This window comes from Azomonas agilis (assembly GCF_007830255.1).
GTDB classification, from domain to species: domain Bacteria; phylum Pseudomonadota; class Gammaproteobacteria; order Pseudomonadales; family Pseudomonadaceae; genus Azomonas; species Azomonas agilis.
This window is the reverse complement of the sequence record NZ_VLKG01000001.1, coordinates 1-22,698: the sequence shown is the minus strand read 5'-3', so window position 1 is coordinate 22,698 and position 22,698 is coordinate 1. Positions and strand designations below refer to the sequence as shown.

Sequence of the window (22,698 nt, the reverse complement as noted above, 5' to 3'; positions counted from 1 at the left end):
GCGATTTATTTCTAACGCTATATTTTGGGTATTTGCTTCTATTGGCTTCTATTGTTACTTTAGTATACTTGGTTGTCGCACTTTATTTTAAGTTAGCGTTTTTATTTTTTAAGTCGATTTTAAGTGCGATATCTTGGGTTTTTGTGTTGTTTTTTAAGATTTTAAAGGTTGTACTTATATTTGTTTTTGTAAAGCTGCCTTTTTCATTTATTAAATTTATTTTTCGAGGTTTAGTTTTGCGGTTTAGAGGCGGGAGTTATAGAGAAAATATTAATTTTAAAGATCGTGCTGCTATAAGTGTTGCTGATGAGGGAGCAAATATGGTGGCAGAAGAGGTGCTATCAAAGGTTGCAGAGCAAGTAACAACAACGGTTGTGACAGTGGCTGGGAAAGCTTTAGGTGGATAGCTGAGACTTTATAAGCTGTTTTTTTAATTTTAATCATAATTAAATACCCAAAGCTTATTTAGTTTTGGATGGGGATATATTGCTTTTTGGTAAGCAATAGTGGTTTTATTAATTAGGAAATGCTTGTATGAGTCGTTGTATCTATAATGCGGCTATGGTCGCTTTTTGCCTATTAATTACCGCTTGCGCCACTATCGTAGGGGATAAAACACAGGTGATCCCTATTAGTAGTACACCGAGTGATGCCAGTATTTTAATTACTGACGAAAAAGGGGTAGAGGTATTCAAAGGAGTAACACCTACTAGCGTAACCTTGCAAAAAAGTGATGGAAGTTACTGGGGTAAGAAGAGCTTTATCTTGAAAGTGCATAAACATGGTTACGAAACTCAGATTATCCCCATTACAGCCAGTGCTAACGGTTGGTATATCGGTGGGAATATAATTTTTGGTGGATTAATCGGCTGGTTTATTGTCGATCCTTATAACGGTGCCATGTATAACCTTTCTCCTGAACAGCTTAATGCACATTTGGATGCCAAAGAAAGCCAGTCAAGGTATAGCGGCGAACAGGGTTTTTCCATCGTATTGCTAGAGGACGTTCCAGAGGCATTACGCCCCAAAATGCGTTCATTAAATTAAGCGTATGAGCTGGGCAATGGCTTACTTACCTATCTATCATTTCGCCACCTATCCCACTCCCACCGCTTCCATTAACCTGTCATCACCAATAGCTTTTGATTGAACGATTTTCACACGCCATAAAAGGGACTAGCCCATGAGTGATGAAGGCAACGCCATCCGCCTGATTGTGCTGGACGAGGGCATCGTCGAGCTGAACATCAATCTGCCGGACTCCTCGGTCAATAAATTCAACCGGCAAACCTTGGCTGAACTGCGCCAAGCCGTTGATCAACTCAAAGCGAATGCGGAGCTGCGGGGCGTTTTGCTCAGTAGCGGCAAAGAGGCTTTTGTGGTCGGAGCGGATATTACCGAATTCTTAGGCATGTTCCGCGAACCGGATGAGGTTTTGTTAAACAGCAACCGTGCCGTCAACCGTATCTTCAGTGACTTGGAAGATTTGCCCGTACCCACAGTAGTAGCCATTAACGGTTTAGCTTTGGGCGGTGGTTTTGAGGTGTGTTTGTCTTGCGATTTCCGGGTATTGGCCAGCAACGCCAAGGTCGGGTTGCCAGAAACCAAGCTGGGTATTTTCCCCGGTTGGGGCGGTACAGTGCGTCTGCCGCGCCTCATTGGGGTAGATAATTCGGTGGAGTGGATCGCCGCTGGCAAGGAACATACGGCTGAAGCCGCCTTGAAAGTTGGGGTTGCCGATGCGGTGGTGGCTCCTGAGCTGCTGCGTGAAGCCGCTTTGGATCTGCTTAAGCGCGCTATTTCCGGTGAGTTGGATTACAAGGCCCGCCGTAAACCCAAGCTGGAGCCGCTTAAACTCAGCATCATGGAGCAGATGCTGGCCTTTGAAAGCTGCAAAGCCGTGGTCGCCCAACAAGCGGGGCCGCACTATCCCGCGCCGTTGGAGTCAGTGAAGGTGATGCAAAAAGCCGCTGCCTTGGATCGGGACAAAGCGCTAGAAGTCGAGGCGCTGGGCTTTATCAAAGTCGCCAAAACCACGGTAGCCAGCAGCTTGGTCGGCTTGTTCCTCAACGATCAAGAGTTGAAGCGCAAAGGCAAAGCGGCTGAAAAACTGGCCCATCCGGTCAAAGAAGCTGCCGTACTAGGCGCGGGTATTATGGGTGGCGGTATTGCCTATCAGTCGGCCTCTAAGGGCACGCCGATTCTGATGAAGGACATCCGCGAAGAAGCCTTACAGTTGGGCCTGAAGGAAGCAGCCAAGCTGCTGACGCAAAAGGTCGAGCGAGGCCGCGCCACGCCCGAAGAAATGGCCAAAGCCCTGAGCGGCATTCGCCCCACCCTGTCCTACGGTGATTTTGGCCACACCGATGTGGTGATCGAGGCCGTGGTAGAGAATCCCAAGGTCAAACAAGCTGTGTTGGCCGAGGCCGAAGGGCAGGTGAAGGAAGGCACTATTCTGGCTTCCAACACCTCCACCATTTCCATCAGCTTGCTGGCCCAAGCCCTGAAGCGGCCCGAGCATTTCTGTGGCATGCACTTCTTCAACCCCGTGCACCGTATGCCCTTGGTGGAGGTGATTCGCGGCGAGAAAAGCAGCCCTGAAGCCATTGCAACCGTGGTGGCCTTAGCGCGCAAAATGGACAAAACCCCGATTGTGGTCAACGACTGCCCCGGCTTTTTGGTCAACCGCATTCTGTTCCCCTATTTGGGCGGCTTTACTCAGCTGGTACGCAATGGCGTGGATTTCCAGCGCGTTGACAAGCTGATGGAGCGATTCGGTTGGCCGATGGGCCCAGCCTATTTGCTGGATGTGGTGGGCATTGATACTGCCGTACACGCCCGCGACGTGATGGCCGCCGGTTTCCCTGATCGGATGCAGGAATCTGGGCCTTCGGCTTTGGATGCGCTCTACCAAGCCAAGCGTTTGGGTCAGAAAAATGGCCAAGGCTTCTACGCCTACAGCGCTGACAAGCGCGGAAAACCACTGAAATCGGTGGATGCCAGCGTTACCGTATTGCTGGAGCCGGTGATGACCGCGCGTCACGACTGGACGGACGAAGACATCATCCACCTGATGATGCTGCCTTTGTGTTTGGAGGCGGTACGCTGTCTGGAGGATGGCATTGTGGAGACGGCGGCTGAGGTAGACATGGGCCTGATTTATGGCATTGGCTTCCCGCCCTTCCACGGCGGTGCGCTGCGCTACATCGACACGCTCGGCGTGGCTAATTTTGTGGCGTTGGCGGATCGCTATGCCGCCCAAGGCCCGCTGTATCAGCCCACGGCCAAGCTGCGCGAAAGGGCAGCCGCCGGTCAGTCCTTCTACGGTTAAGCGCGAGAATTTGCTATGAGCCTAAATCCCAGAGACGCTGTGATTATCGACTTCGGTCGCACACCCATGGGCCGCTCCAAAGGCGGCATGCACCGCAATACCCGTGCGGAAGTGCTGTCGGCGCGCCTGATAGATGCCCTGTTAGCCCGCAATTCCAAGGTCAACCCCGCTGAGGTGGAGGATGTGATCTGGGGTTGTGTGAACCAAACCCTAGAACAGGGCTGGAACATCGCCCGCATGGCCTCACTGCTGACCCGTATTCCCTTCAGCAGTGGCGCGCAAACGGTGAGCCGTCTGTGTGGCTCCTCCATGAGCGCACTGCATACCGCTGCTCAAGCCATTATGAGCGGGCAGGGCGATGTGTTTGTGGTCGGTGGTGTCGAGCACATGGGCCACCTGAGCATGACCCACGGCGTCGATCCCAATCCGGCGCTGTCGTTGCATGTGGCCAAAGCCTCCGGCATGATGGGCTTGACCGCTGAATTGCTAGGCAAGATGCACGGCATCACCCGCGCTCAGCAAGATGAATTTGGTCTGCGCTCTCACCAACGGGCCTGGGCCGCGACTCAGGAGGGCCGCTTTAAGGCGGAAATCCTGCCGCTGGAAGGCCATGATGAAAACGGCTTCCTCAAGCTATTCGACTACGACGAAACCATCCGCCCCGACACCACTTTAGAGGGTTTGGCAGCGCTGAAGCCAGTGTTTAATCCCAAGGACGGCACGGTAACAGCGGGTACTTCGTCCCAAGTCACCGATGGCGCTTCCTGCATGATCGTTATGTCGGGCCAGCGGGCGCAGGATTTGGGCATTACCCCCATCGCGCGGATTCGCAGCATGGCCATTGCGGGCGTTGATCCGTCGATCATGGGTTATGGCCCGGTTCCGGCCAGCCAAAAAGCCCTTAAACGCGCGGGCTTAACCATTAACGATATTGATCATGTGGAGCTGAACGAAGCCTTCGCCGCCCAAGCCTTGCCGGTGCTGAAAGACCTCAAACTGCTGGAAGTGCTGGATCAGAAGGTCAACCTCAACGGCGGAGCCATCGCCTTGGGTCATCCCTTTGGCTGCTCTGGGGTGCGCATTTCCGGCACCTTGCTCAACGTGATGCAACAGCAGGGCGGTACCCTGGGCTTAGCCACCATGTGCATTGGCATGGGGCAGGGCATCGCTACGGTGTTTGAGCGTTTGTAAACCGCTCTAAACCCTTGTTCTGCACCAGTGCTAGGCAGGGGTTTTATTTCAGTGCTCAGCGCTGGTGCCAAATTGTTAACTTGATTTTATTGATCTGTATCAACGAAAGCGAAAATAAAGGCTGGGGGTGGATTGGCACGTTTTCTGAAAGGCCTAGGTACGTCACTGATTTGATACCAAGCTTTACAGGAACTCCACCATGAAAAAATTCCTCCCCCTTTCTTTTGCCCTCTTTCTCAACGCAGGTCTGACGAACGCAGCCGAAATTGTCGCTGAATTGGATGACAACAGCATCGGTGGCGGTTTTGGCGGTTTATCTGGTGTGATGATGGGTGCGGCCGCAGGTGGCCCTATTGGCGCAGTCGCAGGTGCTGTGGCCGGTGTTTTTGGTGGCAGCGGCGTACAAGAGGGCTCAGGCAACAAACAAAAAGCCTATTTAGTTCGCACCGATTCTGGTGAGGTGCGCCGTTACCGCTCCCCTAAATACCGTTTTGCGGTTGGTGAAAAAGTGCACATCGTTCGGGGTCGAGTGCGTCCTTTAGATGTGAATAGCTGATGCGTAAAGGCCGTGATCAGGTGGAGGATCACGGCAGAGTTGTAGATAGGATGCTTAGTCGGATTTCACCGCCGCATTAGGCGCAGAAGATTGACTGTATTCCAGCAACAATTGCTCGTCCTGAGCCAGATGCTTCGGTAGATACTCGCGTAGAAACTCCAGCCAAGTACGAATTTTGGCATCCAAATACTGGCGTGAGGGATAGAGCGCAAATACCCCTAAAGGATAGAGGGTGTATTCGGGGAGTACCCGCACCAAACGACCTTCTTGAATGCCTTGTACCGCAGAATAAATGGGTAGAGCTCCAATTCCCATCCCGGCTTTAACCGCTTCGCCCATCGCTTCTACGGTATTCACTTGGAAGTGAGTATGGTCGATGGTGATTTCCTCTTGGCCATTCGGGCCTTCTAGCGTCCACTTATCCAAACTCATCACCGAATACACCAAACGCAGACACTGGTGCTGGAGTAGATCGCTCGGTTGCTGTGGCGCTCCTTGTTGTTGTAGGTAGCTGGGAGCGGCACAGAGCACGCTGTACACCTTACCTAAATGTTTGGAAATATAACCCGAGTCGGGTAATTCGCGGGCTGCAACTACTGAAACGTCATAGCCTTCTTCCAGAATATCCACAAGGCGGTTGGCGAGGGTGAGGTCAAAATGCACTTCAGGGTATTGGGTGCTATATTCAGCCGCGGCGCGAATCAGGTAACGATGACCAATCCCGGTCATGGAGTGAATTTTTAAATTACCGTTAGGCAGGGCGTGGGCTTCGCTGGCTTCGACCTCCGCTTCCTCAATGTAGCCTAATATTTGCTCACAGCGTTGTAGATAGCGTTGGCCAGCCTCAGTTAGGGCGATGCGGCGGGTGGTTCGGTGCAGTAAGCGGGTGCGCAGATGATCTTCCAGCGCAGAAATCGCGCGGGAGACGTAGGAAGTAGTTAAATCCATGCGTATAGCGGCAGCGGTAAAGCTGCCGGTTTGGGCTACACACACGAAGGCACGCATGAGAAAAAGGGTGTCCATGAATGGATTCTCTGGCAATCACGGGAAAAAACTGAGCCTATTCGGTGACAGGCTGATTGTAGTTGGGGTGGCAGGCTCTGGGCATTAGCATGAAGTCTGCCAATTATTGTGGTCTCTGGGTACAGAGTGCATCCTCAGAAGCCCCCTTATTCTGCGCCTAAAACTCCTTTTAGAATTAAATCGCCTTCTTCTTTTTCCTGCCTTGCCTAAACTAAGCCCTTTTATTAAAAAAACAGGATGATGACAGTGACTTGCAATATGCGGTCGGGTGTATATCTGTCCAGTCTGCTTGCCGTGTTCTCGAGCCTTGCCGGTTGCATTAGCAGCAATGGCATTCTCCCCCAAGCCAGCCGGCTGGATGACTCTGAATTAGTGACCGATTCAGCGATTCAAGAGGCGGCCCATGAAGCCGTTTGGCCTAAAGATCAATGGTGGCATGCTTATGGAGACGCCCAGCTTAATGCTTGGGTGGATTTAGCCTTAGCCCATAACCCCTCATTAGCTGAAGCCGGTACTCGGGTGCGTAAAGCTCAGGCGATGGCCGGGGTAGCCGAGGCGATGCGCGATCCCCAAGTAGACTTGATGGCTGAGGTACAGCGCAAACGCTGGCCTAAAGACCCTCACTTTTATGGCCCCGGTGCCTTATCCGGTGCCACCACTTGGAATGGTGTGACCGATCTGGGTTTTGTGTTCAACTTTGACCTCTGGGGAGGCTTACGTAACAACCAAGAGCGGGCTTTAGACTTAGTGCGCGTCACCGCGACCGAAGAGCGCGCCGCCGCCCTTGAGCTGCAACATAATGTGGTGCGTAGCTACATTCATTTAGCCATGTATTACGCCGAACTAGATATTGCCGAAGCCTCACTCCAGCAAAAAGAGCAGCTATTGGCGCTGGCTGAACAACGCTTGCGCATGGGCTTGGGTACAGAGTTTGAAGTCAGCGAGGCGGAATCCCCCATTCCAGAAGCCCATCGCCAAGTCGATTTGTTGCACGAGGACATCAAGCTCACCAAAAACCAATTGGCGGCCTTAGCGGGGAAAGGCCCAGCCGCAGGGGAAAGCCTCACACGGCCTAAGTTGTCTTTGCATGCAGAAGCCAATATTCCGGCGACCTTGCCGTTAGAGTTAGTAGGACATCGCCCGGACGTAGTGGCTAGCCGCTGGTTGGTTGCGGCGCAGGCGCGTGGAATTGAGGTGGCTAAGGCGGACTTTTACCCTAACGTAAACCTTAAGGCTGCTTTAGGCGGACGTTCGGCCGAGGGCAGTCTGCTGGAGTTTCTGACACGGGATAAACTGACCTACAGCGTGGGGCCCGCCTTAAATCTGCCGATTTTTGATGCCGGACGTCGTCGGGGTCAATTACAGGCTGCTACGGCCAGCTATGATCAAGCGGTTGAACAATACAATCAGACTTTGGTGGCAGCCTTGAAAAGCATCTCAGATCATCTGGTACGCCTGCATTCTTTGCATGAGCAACTGGGTTTTGTAGCCCATGGTATTGAAACCGCTGAATTGCGCTATGAATTGGCTCAGGAGGCCTTTAAGCGTGGTTTAACCGATTATCGAGGGGTTTTGGAGGCTCAAACTCTGTTATTTGACCAACAACGTTTGCAGGAGCAAATTCGGGCAGCTCAATTGAGTACCCAAGCGGGGCTTTGGGTTGAGTTAGGTGGCGGCGTGTTAGATGAGAAGCAGATGAAGGTCAGTGAGGGCCAATTAACGCCTAAAGAGATCAACCTAAGCACTCCATTCCATCAGTCCGAGTAATTTCCTATGTCCGTCATGACGACTCAGGGGCCCCTGTTTCGACGGGCCCTGCGTGAGTGGGCTCAAAGTGAAGGCGTGATTTGGATCTTCATCTTCAAAGCGCTGCTCAGTGTGTTTATCGCCCTGTGGGTGGCGTACCGCTTGGAGTTACCGCAGCCGGGGACGGTGGTGGTCACGGTGTTTATTGTGATGCAGCGCCAAAGTGGTGAGGTATTGGCCAAAAGCTTTTACCGCATCATCGGCACATTATTGGGGTTAACCCTGATGGTGACGCTGATTGCGCTGTTCAATCAGGAGCGGGTGCTGTTTTTGCTCTGTTTGGCCCTTTGGGTGGGGCTCTGTACCGCAGGGGCTGCCCGTTATCGGGACTTTCGCGGCTATGCCTGCGTGTTGGCAGGTTACACCGCCATCATGATCGGCTTGCCCGCCAGCCTACACCCTGAAGAAGCCTTTATGCAGGCGTTATGGCGGGTGGTGGAAATCACCGTCGGTATTTTGTGTACCGGTTTGGTCAGTGGCTTGATCTTGCCGCAAACCAGTAGCGCCACCTTGCGGGCCACCTCTAATAGCCGCCTGAGGGACTTTGCCCGTTTTGCCCGTTCTGGGCTCAGTGGCCAGCTAGAACCCCTAGAGGTTGAACAAAGCCATGCCCGCTTTGCTGCCCAAGCGGTGAGCTTGGAAAACCTGCGCAATGCCAGTGCCTTTGAAGATCCGCGCATTCGGGTGCGTAGTGGCCGCTTAGCGCGCATGAACAACGAGTTCATGGTGGTTTCCACCCGCTACCACGCCCTGTATCAGTTGGTGCAGCGGTTACAGGCAACCCCAGAAGGGCAGGTGGTGGTTGATATTTTGCAGCCCTGTTTGGACGACATCAGCACCGCCCTAGCGCCTTTGGCCGAACATTTATTGATGGATTCAGAGGCAGCGGCCCAAGCAGCCCGTTTAGACCAATGTAAGCGCGATCTGATGCCCCAAATTCGCGAAGGGCGGCAACAGCTCAGTATGAAGGGAGCCAGTGATTCCCTGATCCTAGACTACAACACCGCCGCTGAGCTGTTGTTCCGCTTCTTAGACGATCTACACAACTACACCCTGACCCAAGCCTCTTTGGTGCAGCACCAACACGAGCGCGAGCAGTGGCAATACAGCTTTACGCCCCGTGCTAACGGAGTGGCGGCGGCGGTAGCGGGTGTGCGCTGTGCTCTGTTGGTGTTAGGTTTGAGTGCTTTTTGGATTGCCACCGCTTGGCCCAGTGGCCCTACGTCTGTATTAACTGTGGGCTTGATTTCTGCGCTGACCTCTATTTCAGGTAATCCGGGGCGTTTAGCATCCCAGATTTTTTGGGGCGCAACCCTGAGCGGGATCTTGGGATTTTTCCTGTATTTCTGGATTTATCCCCAGATTGATGGCTTCCCGCTGTTGTATTGCAGCTTTGTTCCCATATTGACGCTGGGCACCTTCTGGTTAGCTCGTCCGCAAACCGCAGGTTATGGCGTGGGGTTACTGATCTGGTTTTGTATTCTGTCTCTGCCCAATAACCTCACGCTGTATAACCCAGCTCTGTTCTTAAACAATTATCTGGCGGCCATCCTGTCGATTGCCATTGCGGCACTGGCTTCAACCTTTATTCTGCCGCCCAACCAACCTTGGCTATGGGGGCGTTTGGAGCAGGATTTGCGCATGCGGGTGGTATTTGCCGTCAGTGGTAAGTTGCGGGGCATGATTGCAGGCTTTGAAAGTGGAACCCGCGATCTGTTAAACCAAGGCTATGCACTGGCAGCAGGGAGGCCCGATGTGCAAAAACGCCTGATGCGCTGGATGTTTACCGTGTTGGAAATCGGCCATGCGGTGATTGAGCTGCGCGAAGAGCAAGCGCGCTTGCCCAAAGAGCCTTGGTACGGAGAGGACACAGAATGGCGCTTAAGCGTTCGAGTACTGGGGCGGTCTCTAGTACGGCTATTCATTCAGCCGGATGCGGAAAATCATCAGCGGGCACTCAATGCGGTGGAGCAAGCCATTGTTGCGGTACGGGAAACCCCAGAGCCCCGTCCCCCTCAGTTTGATAGCTCACCTCTGCGGCGGGTGTTGAGCTATCTACACTTTATTCGTAGTTCTTTACTCGATCCCAACTCCCCCTTGGCGGAAGGATCATCAACTACGGCTGGGAGGTCTCACCTTGCCTCGTGAAGTCGCCTTATTTGGCATTTATATGCCCAGCGTCACCCTATTGTTTTTGGTCTGTCTGGCGGTGGGCTGGGGAATTGATCGGCTTATCGCATGGTCGGGGTTCTATCAGCACACTTGGCATCCTATCTTATTGCGGGTCAGCTTGTTTACCTGCTTTTACGGTGTTCTGGCCCTGTATATTTATCGTTAGTTCTGCTGCTGTGAGTGGCTGATATGTCTTGGAAAAAAGTAATCAGTGTCTTATTTACGCTGCTGGTGTTTTGTGCGGCGGCTGTCACTGTGCGTTTATTATGGGTTCACTATATGGACTCGCCTTGGACGCGGGATGGTCGAGTACGGGCCGATATTGTGCGTATTGCCCCCGACGTTACCGGGCTGGTGACTGAGGTTGCGGTTCGGGATAACCAATTTGTGAAGAAGGGCGATTTGCTGCTGCAAATTGACCACGAACACTACCACCATGCCTTAAAACAAGCGGAAGCCCTAGTTGCTGCCCGTAAAGCGGAGTGGCAAATGCGTCAGGACGATGCCAGCCGCCGCGCGGATATGGATGAGCGCGTAGTCTCGCGCGAGTCACGCAGCAATGCCGGTTTGCTGGCAGCCTCAGCTCAGGCGGACTATAACCAAGCCTTGGTGCAGTTGGAGACCGCCCGTTTAAACATGCACCGCACGGAAGTACGGGCTCCAGTGGATGGCTATGTCACCAACCTGAACGTATTTGTGGGTGATTTTGCCAACCGTGGGGAAGCGGTGATGGCGGTGGTGAATAGTCACTCCTTCTATGTGTATGGCTACTTTGAAGAAACCCGCCTGCCCATGATCCGTGAGGGCGATAAGGCCGAGATGCGCCTGATGAGTGGTCAGGTGATGATGGGGCGGGTACACAGCATTGCCCGGGGCATCTACGACCGTGACAACCCGGAAAGCCGCAGCTTAGTGGCGGATGTGAACCCGACCTTTAACTGGGTGCGTTTGGCTCGACGTATTCCGGTGCGCATCGAGCTGGAGGAAGTACCGCCAGACTTAGTGTTGTCGGCGGGTTTAACCTGTACGGTAACGGTGATTCCCGGTGAAGATCGTGCCCGTCCTGACCCCGATTTATTTTAGGGGGAAACTCGGCTGAGAAGCCGCTGGCCTTAACCAGCGGCTGAAGGCTTAAAACTCTAGGGTACTGGAGAATAAAAACTGCCGCGCTTCCCCTACCGCGACGTAATACTGGTTGGCACTGGAAGGGTAGTAAGTCTTATCAAACAGATTCTTGATGTTGAACTGGAAGCTCAGATTGCGCTCGCCCAGATGGGTTTGGTACTGAGCAAAAACGTCCGTTACTGTGTAGGCTGGTAGGGTGAAGCTGTTGGCCGAATCCCCAGAGCGTTTAGCTACATAGCGTGTACCACCGCCTAAGCGTAATTTATCCCCACCAAAGATAGAGCCTGCATCGTAGGTAGCGGATAAAGAGGCTGTCGTTTTGGCTACGTTTTGCAGGTGATTGTCCTCTAGGGTTGGGTCGTCGGTGACTTCGGCGTGCAACCACGCATAGCTGCCGATTACACTCCAGCGCTCGGTCAACTCACCACTGATGTCTAACTCCACGCCGTAGGAGCGCACCTTGCCTGCGGCACGGCTGTAGGTATATCCCAGAGCGTCGGTTTCATTCACCAAGACGTTGCGTTTGTGAATATCAAATAAGGCTAAGTTGGCGGTAAAGCGGCCGGGAATATCCCATTTTCCACCCACTTCCCACGAGCGGCCTTCTTCGGGTGGTGTTGAACCATCCAAAGTTGTACCCGAGGACAAAGGCGCAATAGTGGAGTTGGGTTTAAAGGAGTAGGTGTAGCTGCCGTACACCGACATTTCATCATTGATGCGGTACACCAAGCCTGCGCGTGGTGTCCATTCGTGGTCTTTCACATCGGTGTTAGCTTTAAAGGGTCGTCCGCGACCGGCCCATTGGTCGTAGCGTTGATAGCGGGTTCCGAGTACTAAAATCCAGCGCTCATCCAGATGGATGGAGTCTTGGATGTAAAAGGAGTCGGTACGTAGCTTATCTGTTTGGTCGCTGGTGCTCGTATCAACGTTATCAGAGGTACCGACTGTGCCATAAACGGGATTGGTATAGCTGATGGTGCTGTTGCTGCCTCGGATTAAATCCGCACGAAAGATTTTGCGTTTTTCGCTGTCGATTCCGGTCATCAGTTCATGGCGCATACCCAGCAACTCAAAGTCACCGTTGAGGCTGAGGCGGCCAAAGCTGTTGGTGCCGATCGCGCCGTGGGTTCCATCTACCCGCCGTGTCACCGTTTTCTTGGTGGAGTTCACGCTGGTGACGCGGGCTTGGTTATCGTCGTAGGTTTCATTGCTCCAGCCATAGGCAAAGGAGCCGCTCCACTGATCATTAAACTGGTGGTCTAGGTTGAAGCGGAAGAGGTCGGAGCGCCCTTCGGTGATGTTGAATTTTTCGTCTAAGCGCTTGCGTCTGGAGATATTCAGTGCCCGACCGGTAGCAGGATCAATGGCCGTGCCGCGATCAAAGGGATACGAAAATTCCCGATGTTCGTAGCTGAAGGTGACCTGTGTTTTGTCGCCGTACCACGCTAGAGAGGGAGCAACAAGGGTCTCGCGGTTGGTGCCGAAGTTACGCCAGTAGTCATCGGTGTCGTAATCCACCACCAGTCGATAGGCAAAGTTGCTGTCGCCGATGGCTCCGGTGCTGTCGAATTGTCCGCCGTGGCCATTACGCCCGTGGGCATAGCCTGAAGCGCGTGCGGTGATGGAGTGCTGCTCGGTCAGTTGGGGCTTTTTGCTGACTAAGTTGACCACCCCGCCCGGATCTTGAATGCCGTACAGCAAGCTGGCCGGGCCTTTAAGCACCTCTACATGATCAACGCTGGCGGTCAGACTGTGTCCTAAGGAGGAGGGCATCCCGTCGCGCATAATGGAGCCATCACGGTTGTCGCCAAAACCCCGCTTCATCACCGCATCCTGAGTGCCGCCTAGGGTGTTGGCTTGGGTAATACCGCTGATGTTGTTTAGGGCATCGTCTAAATTGCGTGGCTTTTGGTCTTTAATGACTTGGGCCGGTACTACGTTGATGGTTTGCGGAATTTCCAACAGCGGCGCTTTGGTGCGCATGATGCTGGTGGTTTCGGCAGGCTGATAGCTGGTGCCTGTGCCACGTGAAGGTCCTTGTGCCATAACAGTCATAGCCGATAGATCTAAAGTGCCGCTGCTGGTGTCTTGGGGAATGGGTTCTAAGGTAAGTGTGCCTTCATCCACGGGGCGAAAACGATAGCCTGAGTTTTGCAGTAGCTGCTCTAAAGCGGTTTCAGCACTGTAGGTTCCCCGCACGCTGGGCGCTTGCAGGCTGTAGGAAATCTTGTCGGTATAAATCAGGATCAACCCCGTTTGGCGGCTGAATTCATTGAGGCGCTGAGGCAATGGGCCTGCCGCTAGGTTGAATGGGTAGGTTTGTTCCAGTTGAGTCGTGGCCTGTGCCGCCCAAGTGGTGTGAGGTAAGCCGCCCCCTGCTATCCCTGTGGTGACGAGTGCCAGTAATAAAGAAATGCGACCTACATCGCAGGAAAAGCGTGGCATGGAAAGGAGCACTCCTAGGTTAAAGCCATAGGCATAAATGCGAATAATTGCGTTCTGCCTAATGACACGAAGGAGCAGGGGGTTGTCCTCATCTATTTATGAAAATATTTTTACATTTGAAGGCGAGGTGCTGTGAACGCTTCAAACCCTTTTTTTAATCTTGATGCAGAGCCCGCATTATTCGGGGTTTGTGGCGTAGGGTAAAAATTTGGGTTAAACGATAGAAAAAGCTGTTTTTGCCTTTTGCCATAATAAGTTGGATGATTTAAGCTCTTGTTCACTGCCGTGTAGGCAGCTTAGAAAAATAGGCGGGCGATGGCCTCGACGAATTCCTCGTTCACTGCCGTGTAGGCAGCTTAGAAATAGAAAACCTGCTCTTGGATAATCCGCACGGCGTTCACTGCCGTGTAGGCAGCTTAGAAAAATAGGCAACTACCAAGAGCGCCAGTGTCATCGTTCACTGCCGTGTAGGCAGCTTAGAAAGCTTCCGTGACGGGCGCACCCCATAACGACACGTTCACCGCCGTGTAGGCAGCTTAGAAAATGATGTTGCTCCAGTGTTGAGTCAGGGTTCGGTTCACTGCCGTGTAGGCAGCTTAGAAAATGACGTATTTCACCATGCCTAAGTGAATACAGTTCACTGCCGTGTAGGCAGCTTAGAAAAGTCGCGCGCTGAAATAGTTTTTCCGCAACTTGTTCACTGCCGTGTAGGCAGCTTAGAAATGTCGGTGTAGGTTGGCGTAAGTTCTTCGCCGGTTCACTGCCGTGTAGGCAGCTTAGAAATTAACCGCTGGGATGAGGCCACCGAACATATCGTTCACTGCCGTGTAGGCAGCTTAGAAAGCCAACTTTTGCGTCTGAATCAGATGAGATTCGTTCACTGCCGTGTAGGCAGCTTAGAAAAGCTTGGCTTTCATTCATTCGACGGGGGAAATGTTCACTGCCGTGTAGGCAGCTTAGAAAATTAGCGCAGGAGTATCTAGCCCGGATGCCCAGTTCACTGCCGTGTAGGCAGCTTAGAAATGCAACTATGAGAAACCTATGCCAACCCTGACTTTTCTATTGGAGCGCGTGGCAACGCCGCTAGGCCAGATGCTGTTGGTTACTGATGAGCAAGGGCATCTGCGGGCCATAGACTGGCAGGAGTACGAAGACCGTATGCACCTGCTGATGCGTCGGCAATACCCCAAAATCTCCATAAACATGCAGGAGAACCCGCAAAAGTCACCGGCTACTCAAGCTTTGCTAGCGTACTTTGAGGGGGACATTGCGATGATTGAACCGCTCCAGATTCAGGTGGTCACCGGCGGAACGGATTTCCAGCGTGAAGTATGGAAGGCACTGTGCAGCATTCCCCAAGGGCAGACCATCAGCTATGGCGAGCTGGCCCGGCGTATTAACCGCCCTAAAGCAGTGCGAGCGGTTGGTTTGGCTAATGGGGCTAATCCCATTGGAATCGTAATCCCCTGCCATCGTGTCATTGGTAGCAACGCCTCCTTAACGGGCTATGGCGGTGGTTTGCATCGTAAGCAGTGGCTATTGAATCATGAACAGCGCTGTCAGAATAAAGCCCTTTGCTGAGGAGCCTGACGTAGTAAAACCTCAAAAGCTCCATGGGGGACAGACAGATTCTTAGAACTTAGCCGTCAGACTGCCTGTAAACGATCTGCACAACGTCCTCGGTTTTGGCCCGGTCTTTGGTGATCAGGGCTGCGTAGTTTGCAAGTGCGCTCCGACAGGACAAGAACAGATTCAGTTTCTCCTTGGAGTTACTCATCAATAATGCCCTCTGGTCTTGGTACACAAGTGCAACTTTAGGCGTTTTAGTATATGCATTTGTAAGTTTGTAGTCGTTGGCTAGGGTCTCTGTTAAGACACTGTTAATGGAGCTTTGTTAAACTATTTATTAAAGTCTAGTATTCGTAAACTGTTTTAATGGGTTGATTTTTAACTGGACTCAATGAGTTTATCCACACCAAGGGTGGTGATTTTAGCTATGTTGTTCTTATGGGTTTGTTTTGCTGCATACATGCGCTCATCTGCAATTTTGATGAGTGTATGAGCATCCAAATATTCATTAGGCCCGGTTTGGGCTACACCAATACTGATGGTAACACCAGATAATCGTTCACTGATTTTTTGAGTGAGACGGTTAATAAATTGTTCTCTGGCTTGATCTTCTCGGCAATTGGTTAAAAGAACACAAAACTCATCGCCACCATAACGGATACAATTATCCTCCATACGGGCTGTATCTTTTATTAGGTTTCCAACGGTGCGAAGAATTTCATCGCCCCGCTGATGGCCTTGTGTGTCATTAATTTTTTTAAAGTCGTCGATATCAATGTAAATCACTGAAACGGGTTCAGAACGCCGTTGGGCACTGCGTAGGGCTGTAGTGATAATGTCTTGGAGATGCCTAACGTTGAGTAATCCGGTTAAGGCATCCGTACAGGATATCTCCTCTAGTTGGCGCGTTCGCTCCTTGACTTTTTCCTCCATACTGCGCGCATATTGCTCTGATTTGTCTTTAGCAGTTTCGATTTCTGATACGAGGCTACGGATATAAGTTTCAAATACTAAGGTGACATCGAACAGTAATAACTTATCAAGTGCTGAGATAATAGCGATACGGTTCATATCCGGCTGACTGTTCTTTTCTATCGTTTCATGCAGTAGATGTTTAAGCGTATAAATGGCTGACAAATACAGTTTAGGTTCTACACCAATACGCTTGTGTACAAGGCCTATACGCAATCTATTATTTATATATTCAAGATCATACAGGCCGCTGAATAAGTCCAAAATATATCGGCGCTGGGCACTGCGTAGTCGAGCCAATGTATCCGCATCGCCAATTAATAGAGCAATTTCTGGGATACTGGTTTGCATTCGATAGAATTCGGATACAACTGCATCAATATTTTGCTCAATAAGCGACTTACAGGATTTAAGTAGTTGTGCATCTACGCTGGAGAATAAAAACAAATTTTTTCGGTGCTCGACTTCAAAGTCAGTGATGCGCATTTGCTCAAGAAGCGTCTGATCCGTTTGTTTCATTATTACTCCATTAATTTTTATACTTGAGCACTATTTAGATATTCAGATAGAAATATACTAACTCGATAAGTATAGGTGGCATTTTGCTTTGTATAGCATGTTTCATTACAGCTCGGTAGCTGCTTAGTGATTTTTTCCTATCTAACTCGTGGAGAACTATCCATAAGGTTGTGTCATGTCCTTAGCCTCAATCCGTGTAAAATTCAGGTAATTGGCTTTGGCTACCTGACATGCGGATTCCTTCTTAATCTACCCACCTAAATCGCTCAATCAGTGCATGAGCAAGGCCTGCGATTTTGTGGCTACTCTTCCAACACTGGTTTAGGTTTACCTCTTTCTTCGCGCAAACGAAAAAGGCCGATCATTTCTGATCGGCCTAAGTCGTTGATTTATTTGGTCGGGACGGAGTGATTTGAACACTCTACCCCTTGCACCCCATGCAATTATTAGCTAGATTTCAGTGGACGTTAGTAGAAGTTAGTGGAATAAGCTAACTCCAGTGTTTATAAGGGTTGTAGGCATATTGGTTGTCTACTGAAGTCTACTGGTTTCTACCTAAAGCCAGATTTTGTGTTTACCCCTTTGTTTACCCCTGAGACGGACATGACTCGATACCCCAAAGCTGGTAAAGGCGGTGAATGGACAGTAAAGGAGCTGCAAGCGATACCTGCTCACTGGAAAGGGGACACTATTAGCGATGGTGGTGGTTTATCTGGAGAGGTCAGGGTAGGCGCTAGTGGGGCGGTTAGTATCCGTTTTAAGTACGCTTTCCGTTGGGCTGGAAAAGTAGCTTGGTATCAGTGTGGTACTTATCCTGATATTAGGGTTGCAGATATTCGCGCAGAGCGCGATAAAGCTCGCCAGAAGGTTGCTGACGGCATCAATCCTTGTGATGAGAAAAAGGCTGTGAAGATTCAGGCCCAAGCCGCTATTGAAGCCACTATTGTCGAGGCAGAGCGTAAGGCTACTGAGAACCTTACCATAGCGGATTTATTCGCAGACTGGATAAAGGACGGCGTTGCACGACAGGATGGGAATGCAGGGCTGCGGCGAAGTTTTGAAAAAGATGTGCTGCCCGTTATTGGAAAACGGCGAATACACGAACTAAAGGAAAAGGATTTGCTAGATATTCTGCGTACCGTCCGAGCACGCGGCCTAAACCGTACAGTGGTGGTTTTGAACAATGACATAGGCCAAATGCTACGATGGGCAGAAAAGCGCAAGCCTTGGCGTGGGCTGATGTTAGATGGTAATCCAGCAGATCTAATCGACGTTGAACAACTACTCGACCCTGACTATCAGGAAGAGCGTGACCGGGTACTGTCCGCTGATGAAATTCGAGAGCTACGCAATATCTTCGTTGGGTTAGAGCAAAACTACGCTGGTTTACCTTCAGGCAAAAAATACACGGGTATTCGTCCCGTTAATCGTAAAGTCCAATGTGCAATATGGATTTGCTTATCAACGCTCTGCCGTATTGGTGAACTCTTAAAAGCAGAATGGCGGCATGTGAACTTAGATACAGGAGAGTGGTTTGTTCCTGCTGAGAACACCAAAGGCAAGCGCAATAAGCGACAAGAGCACCATGTGTTTTTATCTCCCTTCGCTTTGCGCCAATTCAAAGAGCTTTATGGTCTGACTGGTGATGCAACCTACTTATTTCCCGCCACTCATAATGATGGCCACGTTTGCCTTAAAACGGTTTCAAAGCTGGTGGGAGATCGCCAGTGCCGGTTTAAAAACCGCGCTAAGCCCTTAGCCGGCCGCCATCACGATGATTCATTGGTATTGGCTGCTGGTGCGCGTGGTGCTTGGACTCCCCACGATCTACGCCGAACAGGAGCTACGATGATGCAGGAGTTAGGGATTCCTTTAGAAATCATCGACCGCTGCCAAAATCATCTACTGGGTGGCTCAAAAGTTCGACGGCACTACCTCCACCATGAATACAGTCAAGAGAAAGCTCAGGCTTGGGGGCTTTTAGGGGAGCGCATTGAGGCGATATTGATGGCTGACAATGTGGTTCCAATGCGAAAGACCAAGACCTTATAAGACAGCGCTTATCAGAGTTACTCAGCCAACCTAGCCCGACGGGGCGAAAGGCGGACTTCCCACCCGCTTGGTTGGCTGATTTTTTCTAGTGGGAGTGCTTGGGAGAGCGAAGGGAATGACTTGGCTTATAAGACGTAAAAAATGGGTGACTTTAAGCGAGGCGGCAACCTATTTGTCGACCAAAACGACAGAAACGCTGACAGAAAAGGATCTAATCCATTTAGCAGTAAGTGGGGAAATAAAAATTTCAGCTTATTTTGGTGATCCAACACCAGCTAGAGCAGAAACAGTACATAAGTCCTCTGTAGAAGGATTTTCAGAGACTTTTTACGGTGATCCTTTTCCGATAGAGGGTGGGATAGCTGAGGTATGGGATCTACGACCTAGTGGACAAGTTATCCGTATAAACTCACAAGGTGAGATAGAAAGCGCACTCTTTCCTTTAGTTTTTGACTCGGATATAGAAAACAGGGTTGTACGTATATTGGAGACCACATTGCCAGATTCAGCTCAATGGGTCTTACGTGGAGAGGTGCTTCTGAGTTTGGAGGCAGAGATAAATGGTAGCCAAAACCAACTGAGCCAGCCCGACAAACCTCTTCACTCAAGTGAACGAAAAAGTATTTATCAAATAATTGCTACGTTAGCGGCTATAGCCGATGTTGATCTATCTAAACCCTATGCTGCTGATACGACTTTAAGAGCCGCCGCCGCGCAATACGGCCTACAGATGCCAAATAGCCCTGAGACGGTAGTGAAGTTTCTCAGTGAAGCCGCTGCTTTTAAGGATAAAAGCTGACCCCATTGGGGTTTTACTAAACCCCAATGAGGCACAAGCTGTATTTTATTGCATATCTTGCCTAGCCACTTCCACTACGCGCCACTGAGCGCCAAGGAGAACTGGCTATGCCTGCCATTGTTGGTCAAGTTTCGGCTGATACCTCGAATTCTGTTACCCCGTCCCGCACCAGCCGAGTAAATCATATTCAGCGCCGTATCTATCGGTTACCTCAAGTTATGGCAGCTACTGGTTTTGGCCGTGCTTGGATTTATACCTTGATGGGGAGGGGAGAGTTTCCTAAGGCTGTCAAAATAGGTCAGCGTAGTGTGGGTTGGGATGCTGATTTGGTAGATAAATGGGTTGCCACCCGCTTGGATGGAGTGGCTTGAATGACCACTAAAATCATCCCCTTTGTCTACGAAAACCATACCGTATGCTTCAATTCTGATGGCTGGCTCAATGCAACAGAGATTGCCGAGCGATTTGGAAAGCGTGTGAACGACTGGTCATCCCTGCCAAGCACTACCAGCTATATCAGTGCATTGGTGCGTGCTTTAAATACCGGAAAATCTGGTATTTACAACGTGCCCGACTTCATTAGAACCAAACGCGGCAAGAATGGTGGTACATGGATTCACCCAAAACTAGCTGTAGCATTCGCCCGCTGGCTGTCCGATGACTTTGCGGCGTGGTGCGATTTGCGTATCGATGAACTTCTACGCGGACACAGGAAGCCTTGGAACGCAGCCCGACGCGAAGCCGCTATTGGCTACCGAGGTCTTTGTGATGCGGTAAAGCTCAATTGCGAGTTACGCGGTAAGGCACCAGCTAGGCATCATTTCATCAATGAAGCTCAACTCATCAATGAGGTGATAGCAGGTTCTTTTGCTGGCCGTGACCGTGACCAGTTGAGCGCTGCTGAATTGGAGGCTCTGACCTTAGCGGAACTACGGGATACCGTGCTGATCGGCCTTGGAATGCCCTACGCTGAGCGAAAGCAGAACCTGTTGAAGTACATGCGAGGCTTGCTAGGCAAGTCTTTGGAGGCTGCTTAAATGACAGGCATAAAAAAGGCTGCCAGTCAGGGCAGCCTCATTAAAACAATCAGCATATTGCGCCACCAGTATAACCAAAACCCTGTGGGGTTGCTGGTGCCTTATTTAAGCCTGATGACTAGAGCCCGCCAAAGGCTCAACGTGCAGCCGTACACCCAAAGCCGTCATCACCTTCATGATGGTAGCCATGCTGGGATTACCTTCAGGAGACAGCGCCTTATACAAGCCCTCACGGGTCAATCCTGTATCACGGGCCAGTTGCATCATGCCTCGCGCACGAGCCACGTCACCCAAGGCCGCAGCAAACAAAGCCGGATCATTTTCTTCAAGGCAGGCCTCCAAATACAGGGTGATATCTTCCTCTGTATTCAGGTAATCAGCGGCATCCCAGCGGGTCAGTTTGTGCTCAGTCATCATCGTGTCCTATCGGTATTCGTTGGCCAATTGAATAGCCGCTTTAATGTCTCGTTCTTGGCTGGACTTATCACCGCCACCCAGCAGAACAACCAGCTCGTAACCTTGTTGGACGAAGTAAATCCGGTAACCGGGGCCGTAGTCGATTCTCAACTCGGAGACTCCTGTACCCACCGGCTTGCAGTCCCCAAAAGTACCCAGCTCTATCCGCCGCAATCGGGCCTGAATGCGTGCTTTGGCCCGCATATCTCTGAGGCTGGCAAACCATTGTTGATACGTTGGAGTTTGGAGAAGGACGATGGACATGCTCTATCCGTAAACTATGGTTTACATCCTATTAGTACACAACTGGACGCATACGTCTACATACGGGTTGATATGGGGGCATTCAGAGGCTACTCTGTGCCTGCCCTTGTGAAAGCGACAGGGGACGGGTTTGGCGACTCGAACAAATCAAGGCGCACCAGCGCCCCAATGACCATTGTGTGGCGTTTTTTTATGCCCGCAATGTCCTGTCATGGCGGCTGTGCGCGGGACACCTTCGGGTGTGCCGGGTGCCTTGATTCCCGGTTCGCCAACCTGCGTACAGCTGCCACCCAAAATCGTTTGGCGACGACTCGTGGCAGCTCCACTAATCAAGGAGCTACACCCATGACACTACGTCATATCCTCAGCCTCAATCCGTCCAAAATTCGGGCAATCGCCCATCGGCGCATGGCCTTAGCTGCCTTACACGCTGATTCCTCCCTCTCTACCCGCCTTAATCGCTACAACGACCACATGAACAAGGCCCGCGCGCTGGAAACCCTAGGAGGTGTTCAGTGAAACAGCCTGTTTTTAGTGCCGCTCAAGTAGCTGATGAAAGCCTAGAAACCGTCCGTTATGGCGTAGAGCACACCCGCTGGCTCACGGCATTGATGGCGGCTATTCCGGCGGTACTGGATGCCTCATCCCCCGCTGAAAACCGTATGGACGTAGCCAAGGATCTGGCCCGCTTGGGGCATTACTTGGCCCACGACTGTTCTCAGTATTTAAACGCTGAATCAGAGCGACTGGATAACGCCCTAAACGCCGTACAGGAGGTGAAGTAATGAGCCGCCTGCGTGAGTTACTGGTGGATCTGGACAGCATCGCCCCAGCCTTTAGAAATACCCCACTAACCACTGAGCAGACCGAGCGACTGCAACGTATTACACAAGCAGCGGATTCATGCTTTGGCACCCTGACTACGGGTGTTTCTGCCATTGGCTGGTGCATCGCCAGTGCCGCCCACAACCAAGACTTTGGCTTAAATGCCGATGAGCTAATGAGCCTTGGCTGGTTACTCCAAGAGCTGGGTAACCTCAGTCTGGTGATGACGGATTTAAGCCGAGGTGCTGAAGAACGTCTGAGTCTGGCTCAAGCGCTGGAGGTGACTCCATGAGCCGCCCTCCGATCAATCGCCGCCACAATGATGCTTTGGCTTATGAGCGGGCCAATACCCTGACCTGTGCCGGACTTGGTTTAAGCGCCATTGCTGATCTGCTGGGGGCCGATGGTAGTGAACACCACCTGCATCATGAATTGGAAAGCGGTTTAGCTAATGCAGCCAAAGCCCTAGCCGTGCTGGTGCAACAAACAGGTTATGAGCTGTGCGACCAGTTTGACCCTGATCTGCTGAACGCCCCCACCGAGGACTAACCATGAC

The 22,698-nt window shown here is 51.4% G+C and carries 23 protein-coding genes and 1 CRISPR repeat array; of the genes, 18 read left to right on the top strand and 5 right to left on the bottom strand.

Annotated features, from left to right (window positions below; translation table 11 throughout):
- The first annotated feature begins 41 nt into the window (after positions 1-41).
- The 5 genes from LX59_RS00110 (at position 42) to LX59_RS00090 (ending at position 5,078) form a co-directional block, all read left to right on the top strand.
- Positions 42-407, top strand: a complete 366-nt coding sequence (locus LX59_RS00110) for a hypothetical protein (protein WP_144569821.1) — start codon at positions 42-44, stop codon at positions 405-407.
- 127 nt (positions 408-534) lie between these two features.
- The gene (locus tag LX59_RS00105) at positions 535-1,047 is read left to right on the top strand and encodes a hypothetical protein (RefSeq protein ID WP_144569820.1); all 513 of its coding nucleotides are present in this window, start codon (positions 535-537) and stop codon (positions 1,045-1,047) included.
- Between the two features lie 136 nt (positions 1,048-1,183).
- The gene (gene fadB / locus LX59_RS00100; RefSeq protein ID WP_144569819.1) at positions 1,184-3,331 is read left to right on the top strand and encodes a fatty acid oxidation complex subunit alpha FadB; all 2,148 of its coding nucleotides are present in this window, start codon (positions 1,184-1,186) and stop codon (positions 3,329-3,331) included.
- Positions 3,332-3,346: 15 nt separating this feature from the next.
- Positions 3,347-4,522 (top strand): acetyl-CoA C-acyltransferase FadA, encoded by a 1,176-nt coding sequence (gene fadA, locus LX59_RS00095; protein WP_144569818.1) that lies wholly within the window; start codon positions 3,347-3,349, stop codon positions 4,520-4,522.
- 199 nt (positions 4,523-4,721) lie between these two features.
- The gene (locus tag LX59_RS00090; RefSeq protein ID WP_144569817.1) at positions 4,722-5,078 is read left to right on the top strand and encodes a hypothetical protein; all 357 of its coding nucleotides are present in this window, start codon (positions 4,722-4,724) and stop codon (positions 5,076-5,078) included.
- A 54-nt stretch (positions 5,079-5,132) separates the two neighbouring features.
- Here LX59_RS00090 and LX59_RS00085 read toward each other — a convergent pair whose 3' ends face one another.
- Entirely contained in the window at positions 5,133-6,101 is a 969-nt protein-coding gene (locus tag LX59_RS00085) for a LysR family transcriptional regulator (RefSeq protein WP_144569816.1), read from the bottom strand.
- A 258-nt stretch (positions 6,102-6,359) separates the two neighbouring features.
- Here LX59_RS00085 and LX59_RS00080 point away from each other — a divergent pair, with 258 nt between their 5' ends.
- From LX59_RS00080 to LX59_RS00065, 4 genes are read left to right on the top strand one after another with little or no spacing between them, the layout of a single operon-like run.
- Positions 6,360-7,868, top strand: a complete 1,509-nt coding sequence (locus LX59_RS00080; protein WP_425457465.1) for an efflux transporter outer membrane subunit — start codon at positions 6,360-6,362, stop codon at positions 7,866-7,868.
- A gap of 6 nt (positions 7,869-7,874) precedes the next feature.
- A complete protein-coding gene (locus LX59_RS00075; RefSeq protein WP_144569814.1) occupies positions 7,875-10,055 on the top strand; it encodes an FUSC family protein in 2,181 nt (726 codons plus the stop codon).
- Complete coding sequence (locus LX59_RS00070) at positions 10,045-10,245, top strand: DUF1656 domain-containing protein (RefSeq protein ID WP_144569813.1); 201 nt, start codon at positions 10,045-10,047, stop codon at positions 10,243-10,245. The genes LX59_RS00075 and LX59_RS00070 overlap by 11 nt, the downstream gene beginning before the upstream one ends.
- A gap of 23 nt (positions 10,246-10,268) precedes the next feature.
- Positions 10,269-11,162: an efflux RND transporter periplasmic adaptor subunit gene (locus LX59_RS00065; RefSeq protein ID WP_144569812.1), complete on the top strand. Its 894-nt coding sequence runs from the start codon at positions 10,269-10,271 to the stop codon at positions 11,160-11,162.
- 48 nt (positions 11,163-11,210) lie between these two features.
- Here LX59_RS00065 and LX59_RS00060 read toward each other — a convergent pair whose 3' ends face one another.
- Complete coding sequence (locus LX59_RS00060) at positions 11,211-13,649, bottom strand: TonB-dependent siderophore receptor (RefSeq protein ID WP_144569811.1); 2,439 nt, start codon at positions 13,647-13,649, stop codon at positions 11,211-11,213.
- Between the two features lie 275 nt (positions 13,650-13,924).
- Positions 13,925-14,672: a CRISPR direct-repeat array (repeat unit 28 nt; unit sequence GTTCACTGCCGTGTAGGCAGCTTAGAAA).
- Between the two features lie 18 nt (positions 14,673-14,690).
- On the opposite strand from LX59_RS00060, the gene LX59_RS00055 reads away from it, so the two are divergent.
- Positions 14,691-15,230 carry a methylated-DNA--[protein]-cysteine S-methyltransferase gene (locus LX59_RS00055; protein ID WP_144569810.1) on the top strand — a complete coding sequence of 180 codons (540 nt, stop codon included), beginning with the start codon at positions 14,691-14,693 and terminating at the stop codon, positions 15,228-15,230.
- Positions 15,231-15,596: 366 nt separating this feature from the next.
- Here LX59_RS00055 and LX59_RS00050 read toward each other — a convergent pair whose 3' ends face one another.
- Positions 15,597-16,709: a diguanylate cyclase domain-containing protein gene (locus LX59_RS00050; RefSeq protein WP_144569809.1), complete on the bottom strand. Its 1,113-nt coding sequence runs from the start codon at positions 16,707-16,709 to the stop codon at positions 15,597-15,599.
- Positions 16,710-17,312: 603 nt separating this feature from the next.
- Here LX59_RS00050 and LX59_RS00045 point away from each other — a divergent pair.
- From LX59_RS00045 to LX59_RS00030, 4 genes are all read left to right on the top strand, one after another.
- Positions 17,313-18,761: a tyrosine-type recombinase/integrase gene (locus tag LX59_RS00045; protein ID WP_144569808.1), complete on the top strand. Its 1,449-nt coding sequence runs from the start codon at positions 17,313-17,315 to the stop codon at positions 18,759-18,761.
- Between the two features lie 115 nt (positions 18,762-18,876).
- A complete protein-coding gene (locus LX59_RS00040) occupies positions 18,877-19,560 on the top strand; it encodes a hypothetical protein (RefSeq protein WP_144569807.1) in 684 nt (227 codons plus the stop codon).
- Between the two features lie 107 nt (positions 19,561-19,667).
- A complete protein-coding gene (locus LX59_RS00035) occupies positions 19,668-19,931 on the top strand; it encodes a helix-turn-helix transcriptional regulator (RefSeq protein WP_144569806.1) in 264 nt (87 codons plus the stop codon).
- Positions 19,932-20,597 carry a KilA-N domain-containing protein gene (locus tag LX59_RS00030; protein ID WP_144569805.1) on the top strand — a complete coding sequence of 222 codons (666 nt, stop codon included), beginning with the start codon at positions 19,932-19,934 and terminating at the stop codon, positions 20,595-20,597.
- 105 nt (positions 20,598-20,702) lie between these two features.
- Here the strand turns inward: LX59_RS00030 and LX59_RS00025 are convergent, their stop codons facing one another.
- Positions 20,703-21,011, bottom strand: a complete 309-nt coding sequence (locus tag LX59_RS00025; protein WP_144569804.1) for an addiction module antidote protein — start codon at positions 21,009-21,011, stop codon at positions 20,703-20,705.
- A 9-nt stretch (positions 21,012-21,020) separates the two neighbouring features.
- Positions 21,021-21,317, bottom strand: a complete 297-nt coding sequence (locus LX59_RS00020; protein ID WP_144569803.1) for a type II toxin-antitoxin system RelE/ParE family toxin — start codon at positions 21,315-21,317, stop codon at positions 21,021-21,023.
- Between the two features lie 345 nt (positions 21,318-21,662).
- On the opposite strand from LX59_RS00020, the gene LX59_RS15520 reads away from it, so the two are divergent.
- From LX59_RS15520 to LX59_RS00005, 4 genes are read left to right on the top strand one after another with little or no spacing between them, the layout of a single operon-like run.
- Positions 21,663-21,836 (top strand): hypothetical protein, encoded by a 174-nt coding sequence (locus LX59_RS15520; RefSeq protein ID WP_170234308.1) that lies wholly within the window; start codon positions 21,663-21,665, stop codon positions 21,834-21,836.
- On the top strand, positions 21,833-22,102 hold the full coding sequence (locus tag LX59_RS00015) for a hypothetical protein (protein WP_144569802.1): 270 nt from the start codon (positions 21,833-21,835) through the stop codon (positions 22,100-22,102). Before LX59_RS15520 ends, LX59_RS00015 begins: the two co-directional genes overlap by 4 nt.
- The gene (locus LX59_RS00010; protein WP_144569801.1) at positions 22,102-22,434 is read left to right on the top strand and encodes a hypothetical protein; all 333 of its coding nucleotides are present in this window, start codon (positions 22,102-22,104) and stop codon (positions 22,432-22,434) included. Before LX59_RS00015 ends, LX59_RS00010 begins: the two co-directional genes overlap by 1 nt.
- A complete protein-coding gene (locus tag LX59_RS00005) occupies positions 22,431-22,691 on the top strand; it encodes a hypothetical protein (RefSeq protein WP_246118638.1) in 261 nt (86 codons plus the stop codon). Before LX59_RS00010 ends, LX59_RS00005 begins: the two co-directional genes overlap by 4 nt.
- The last annotated feature ends 7 nt before the right edge of the window (positions 22,692-22,698 follow it).

Coding starts and splice junctions, on each gene's coding strand:
- fadB (WP_144569819.1), top strand. CDS start 1,184: ATGAGTGATGAAGGCAACGCCATCCGCCTGATTGTGCTGGACGAGGGC.
- LX59_RS00090 (WP_144569817.1), top strand. CDS start 4,722: ATGAAAAAATTCCTCCCCCTTTCTTTTGCCCTCTTTCTCAACGCAGGT.
- LX59_RS00045 (WP_144569808.1), top strand. CDS start 17,313: ATGACTCGATACCCCAAAGCTGGTAAAGGCGGTGAATGGACAGTAAAG.
- fadA (WP_144569818.1), top strand. CDS start 3,347: ATGAGCCTAAATCCCAGAGACGCTGTGATTATCGACTTCGGTCGCACA.
- LX59_RS00020 (WP_144569803.1), bottom strand. CDS start 21,317: ATGTCCATCGTCCTTCTCCAAACTCCAACGTATCAACAATGGTTTGCC.
- LX59_RS15520 (WP_170234308.1), top strand. CDS start 21,663: ATGACACTACGTCATATCCTCAGCCTCAATCCGTCCAAAATTCGGGCA.
- LX59_RS00010 (WP_144569801.1), top strand. CDS start 22,102: ATGAGCCGCCTGCGTGAGTTACTGGTGGATCTGGACAGCATCGCCCCA.
- LX59_RS00050 (WP_144569809.1), bottom strand. CDS start 16,709: ATGAAACAAACGGATCAGACGCTTCTTGAGCAAATGCGCATCACTGAC.
- LX59_RS00035 (WP_144569806.1), top strand. CDS start 19,668: ATGCCTGCCATTGTTGGTCAAGTTTCGGCTGATACCTCGAATTCTGTT.
- LX59_RS00030 (WP_144569805.1), top strand. CDS start 19,932: ATGACCACTAAAATCATCCCCTTTGTCTACGAAAACCATACCGTATGC.
- LX59_RS00075 (WP_144569814.1), top strand. CDS start 7,875: ATGTCCGTCATGACGACTCAGGGGCCCCTGTTTCGACGGGCCCTGCGT.
- LX59_RS00025 (WP_144569804.1), bottom strand. CDS start 21,011: ATGACTGAGCACAAACTGACCCGCTGGGATGCCGCTGATTACCTGAAT.
- LX59_RS00040 (WP_144569807.1), top strand. CDS start 18,877: ATGACTTGGCTTATAAGACGTAAAAAATGGGTGACTTTAAGCGAGGCG.
- LX59_RS00065 (WP_144569812.1), top strand. CDS start 10,269: ATGTCTTGGAAAAAAGTAATCAGTGTCTTATTTACGCTGCTGGTGTTT.
- LX59_RS00060 (WP_144569811.1), bottom strand. CDS start 13,649: ATGCCACGCTTTTCCTGCGATGTAGGTCGCATTTCTTTATTACTGGCA.
- LX59_RS00080 (WP_425457465.1), top strand. CDS start 6,360: ATGCGGTCGGGTGTATATCTGTCCAGTCTGCTTGCCGTGTTCTCGAGC.
- LX59_RS00105 (WP_144569820.1), top strand. CDS start 535: ATGAGTCGTTGTATCTATAATGCGGCTATGGTCGCTTTTTGCCTATTA.
- LX59_RS00055 (WP_144569810.1), top strand. CDS start 14,691: ATGCCAACCCTGACTTTTCTATTGGAGCGCGTGGCAACGCCGCTAGGC.
- LX59_RS00085 (WP_144569816.1), bottom strand. CDS start 6,101: ATGGACACCCTTTTTCTCATGCGTGCCTTCGTGTGTGTAGCCCAAACC.
- LX59_RS00005 (WP_246118638.1), top strand. CDS start 22,431: ATGAGCCGCCCTCCGATCAATCGCCGCCACAATGATGCTTTGGCTTAT.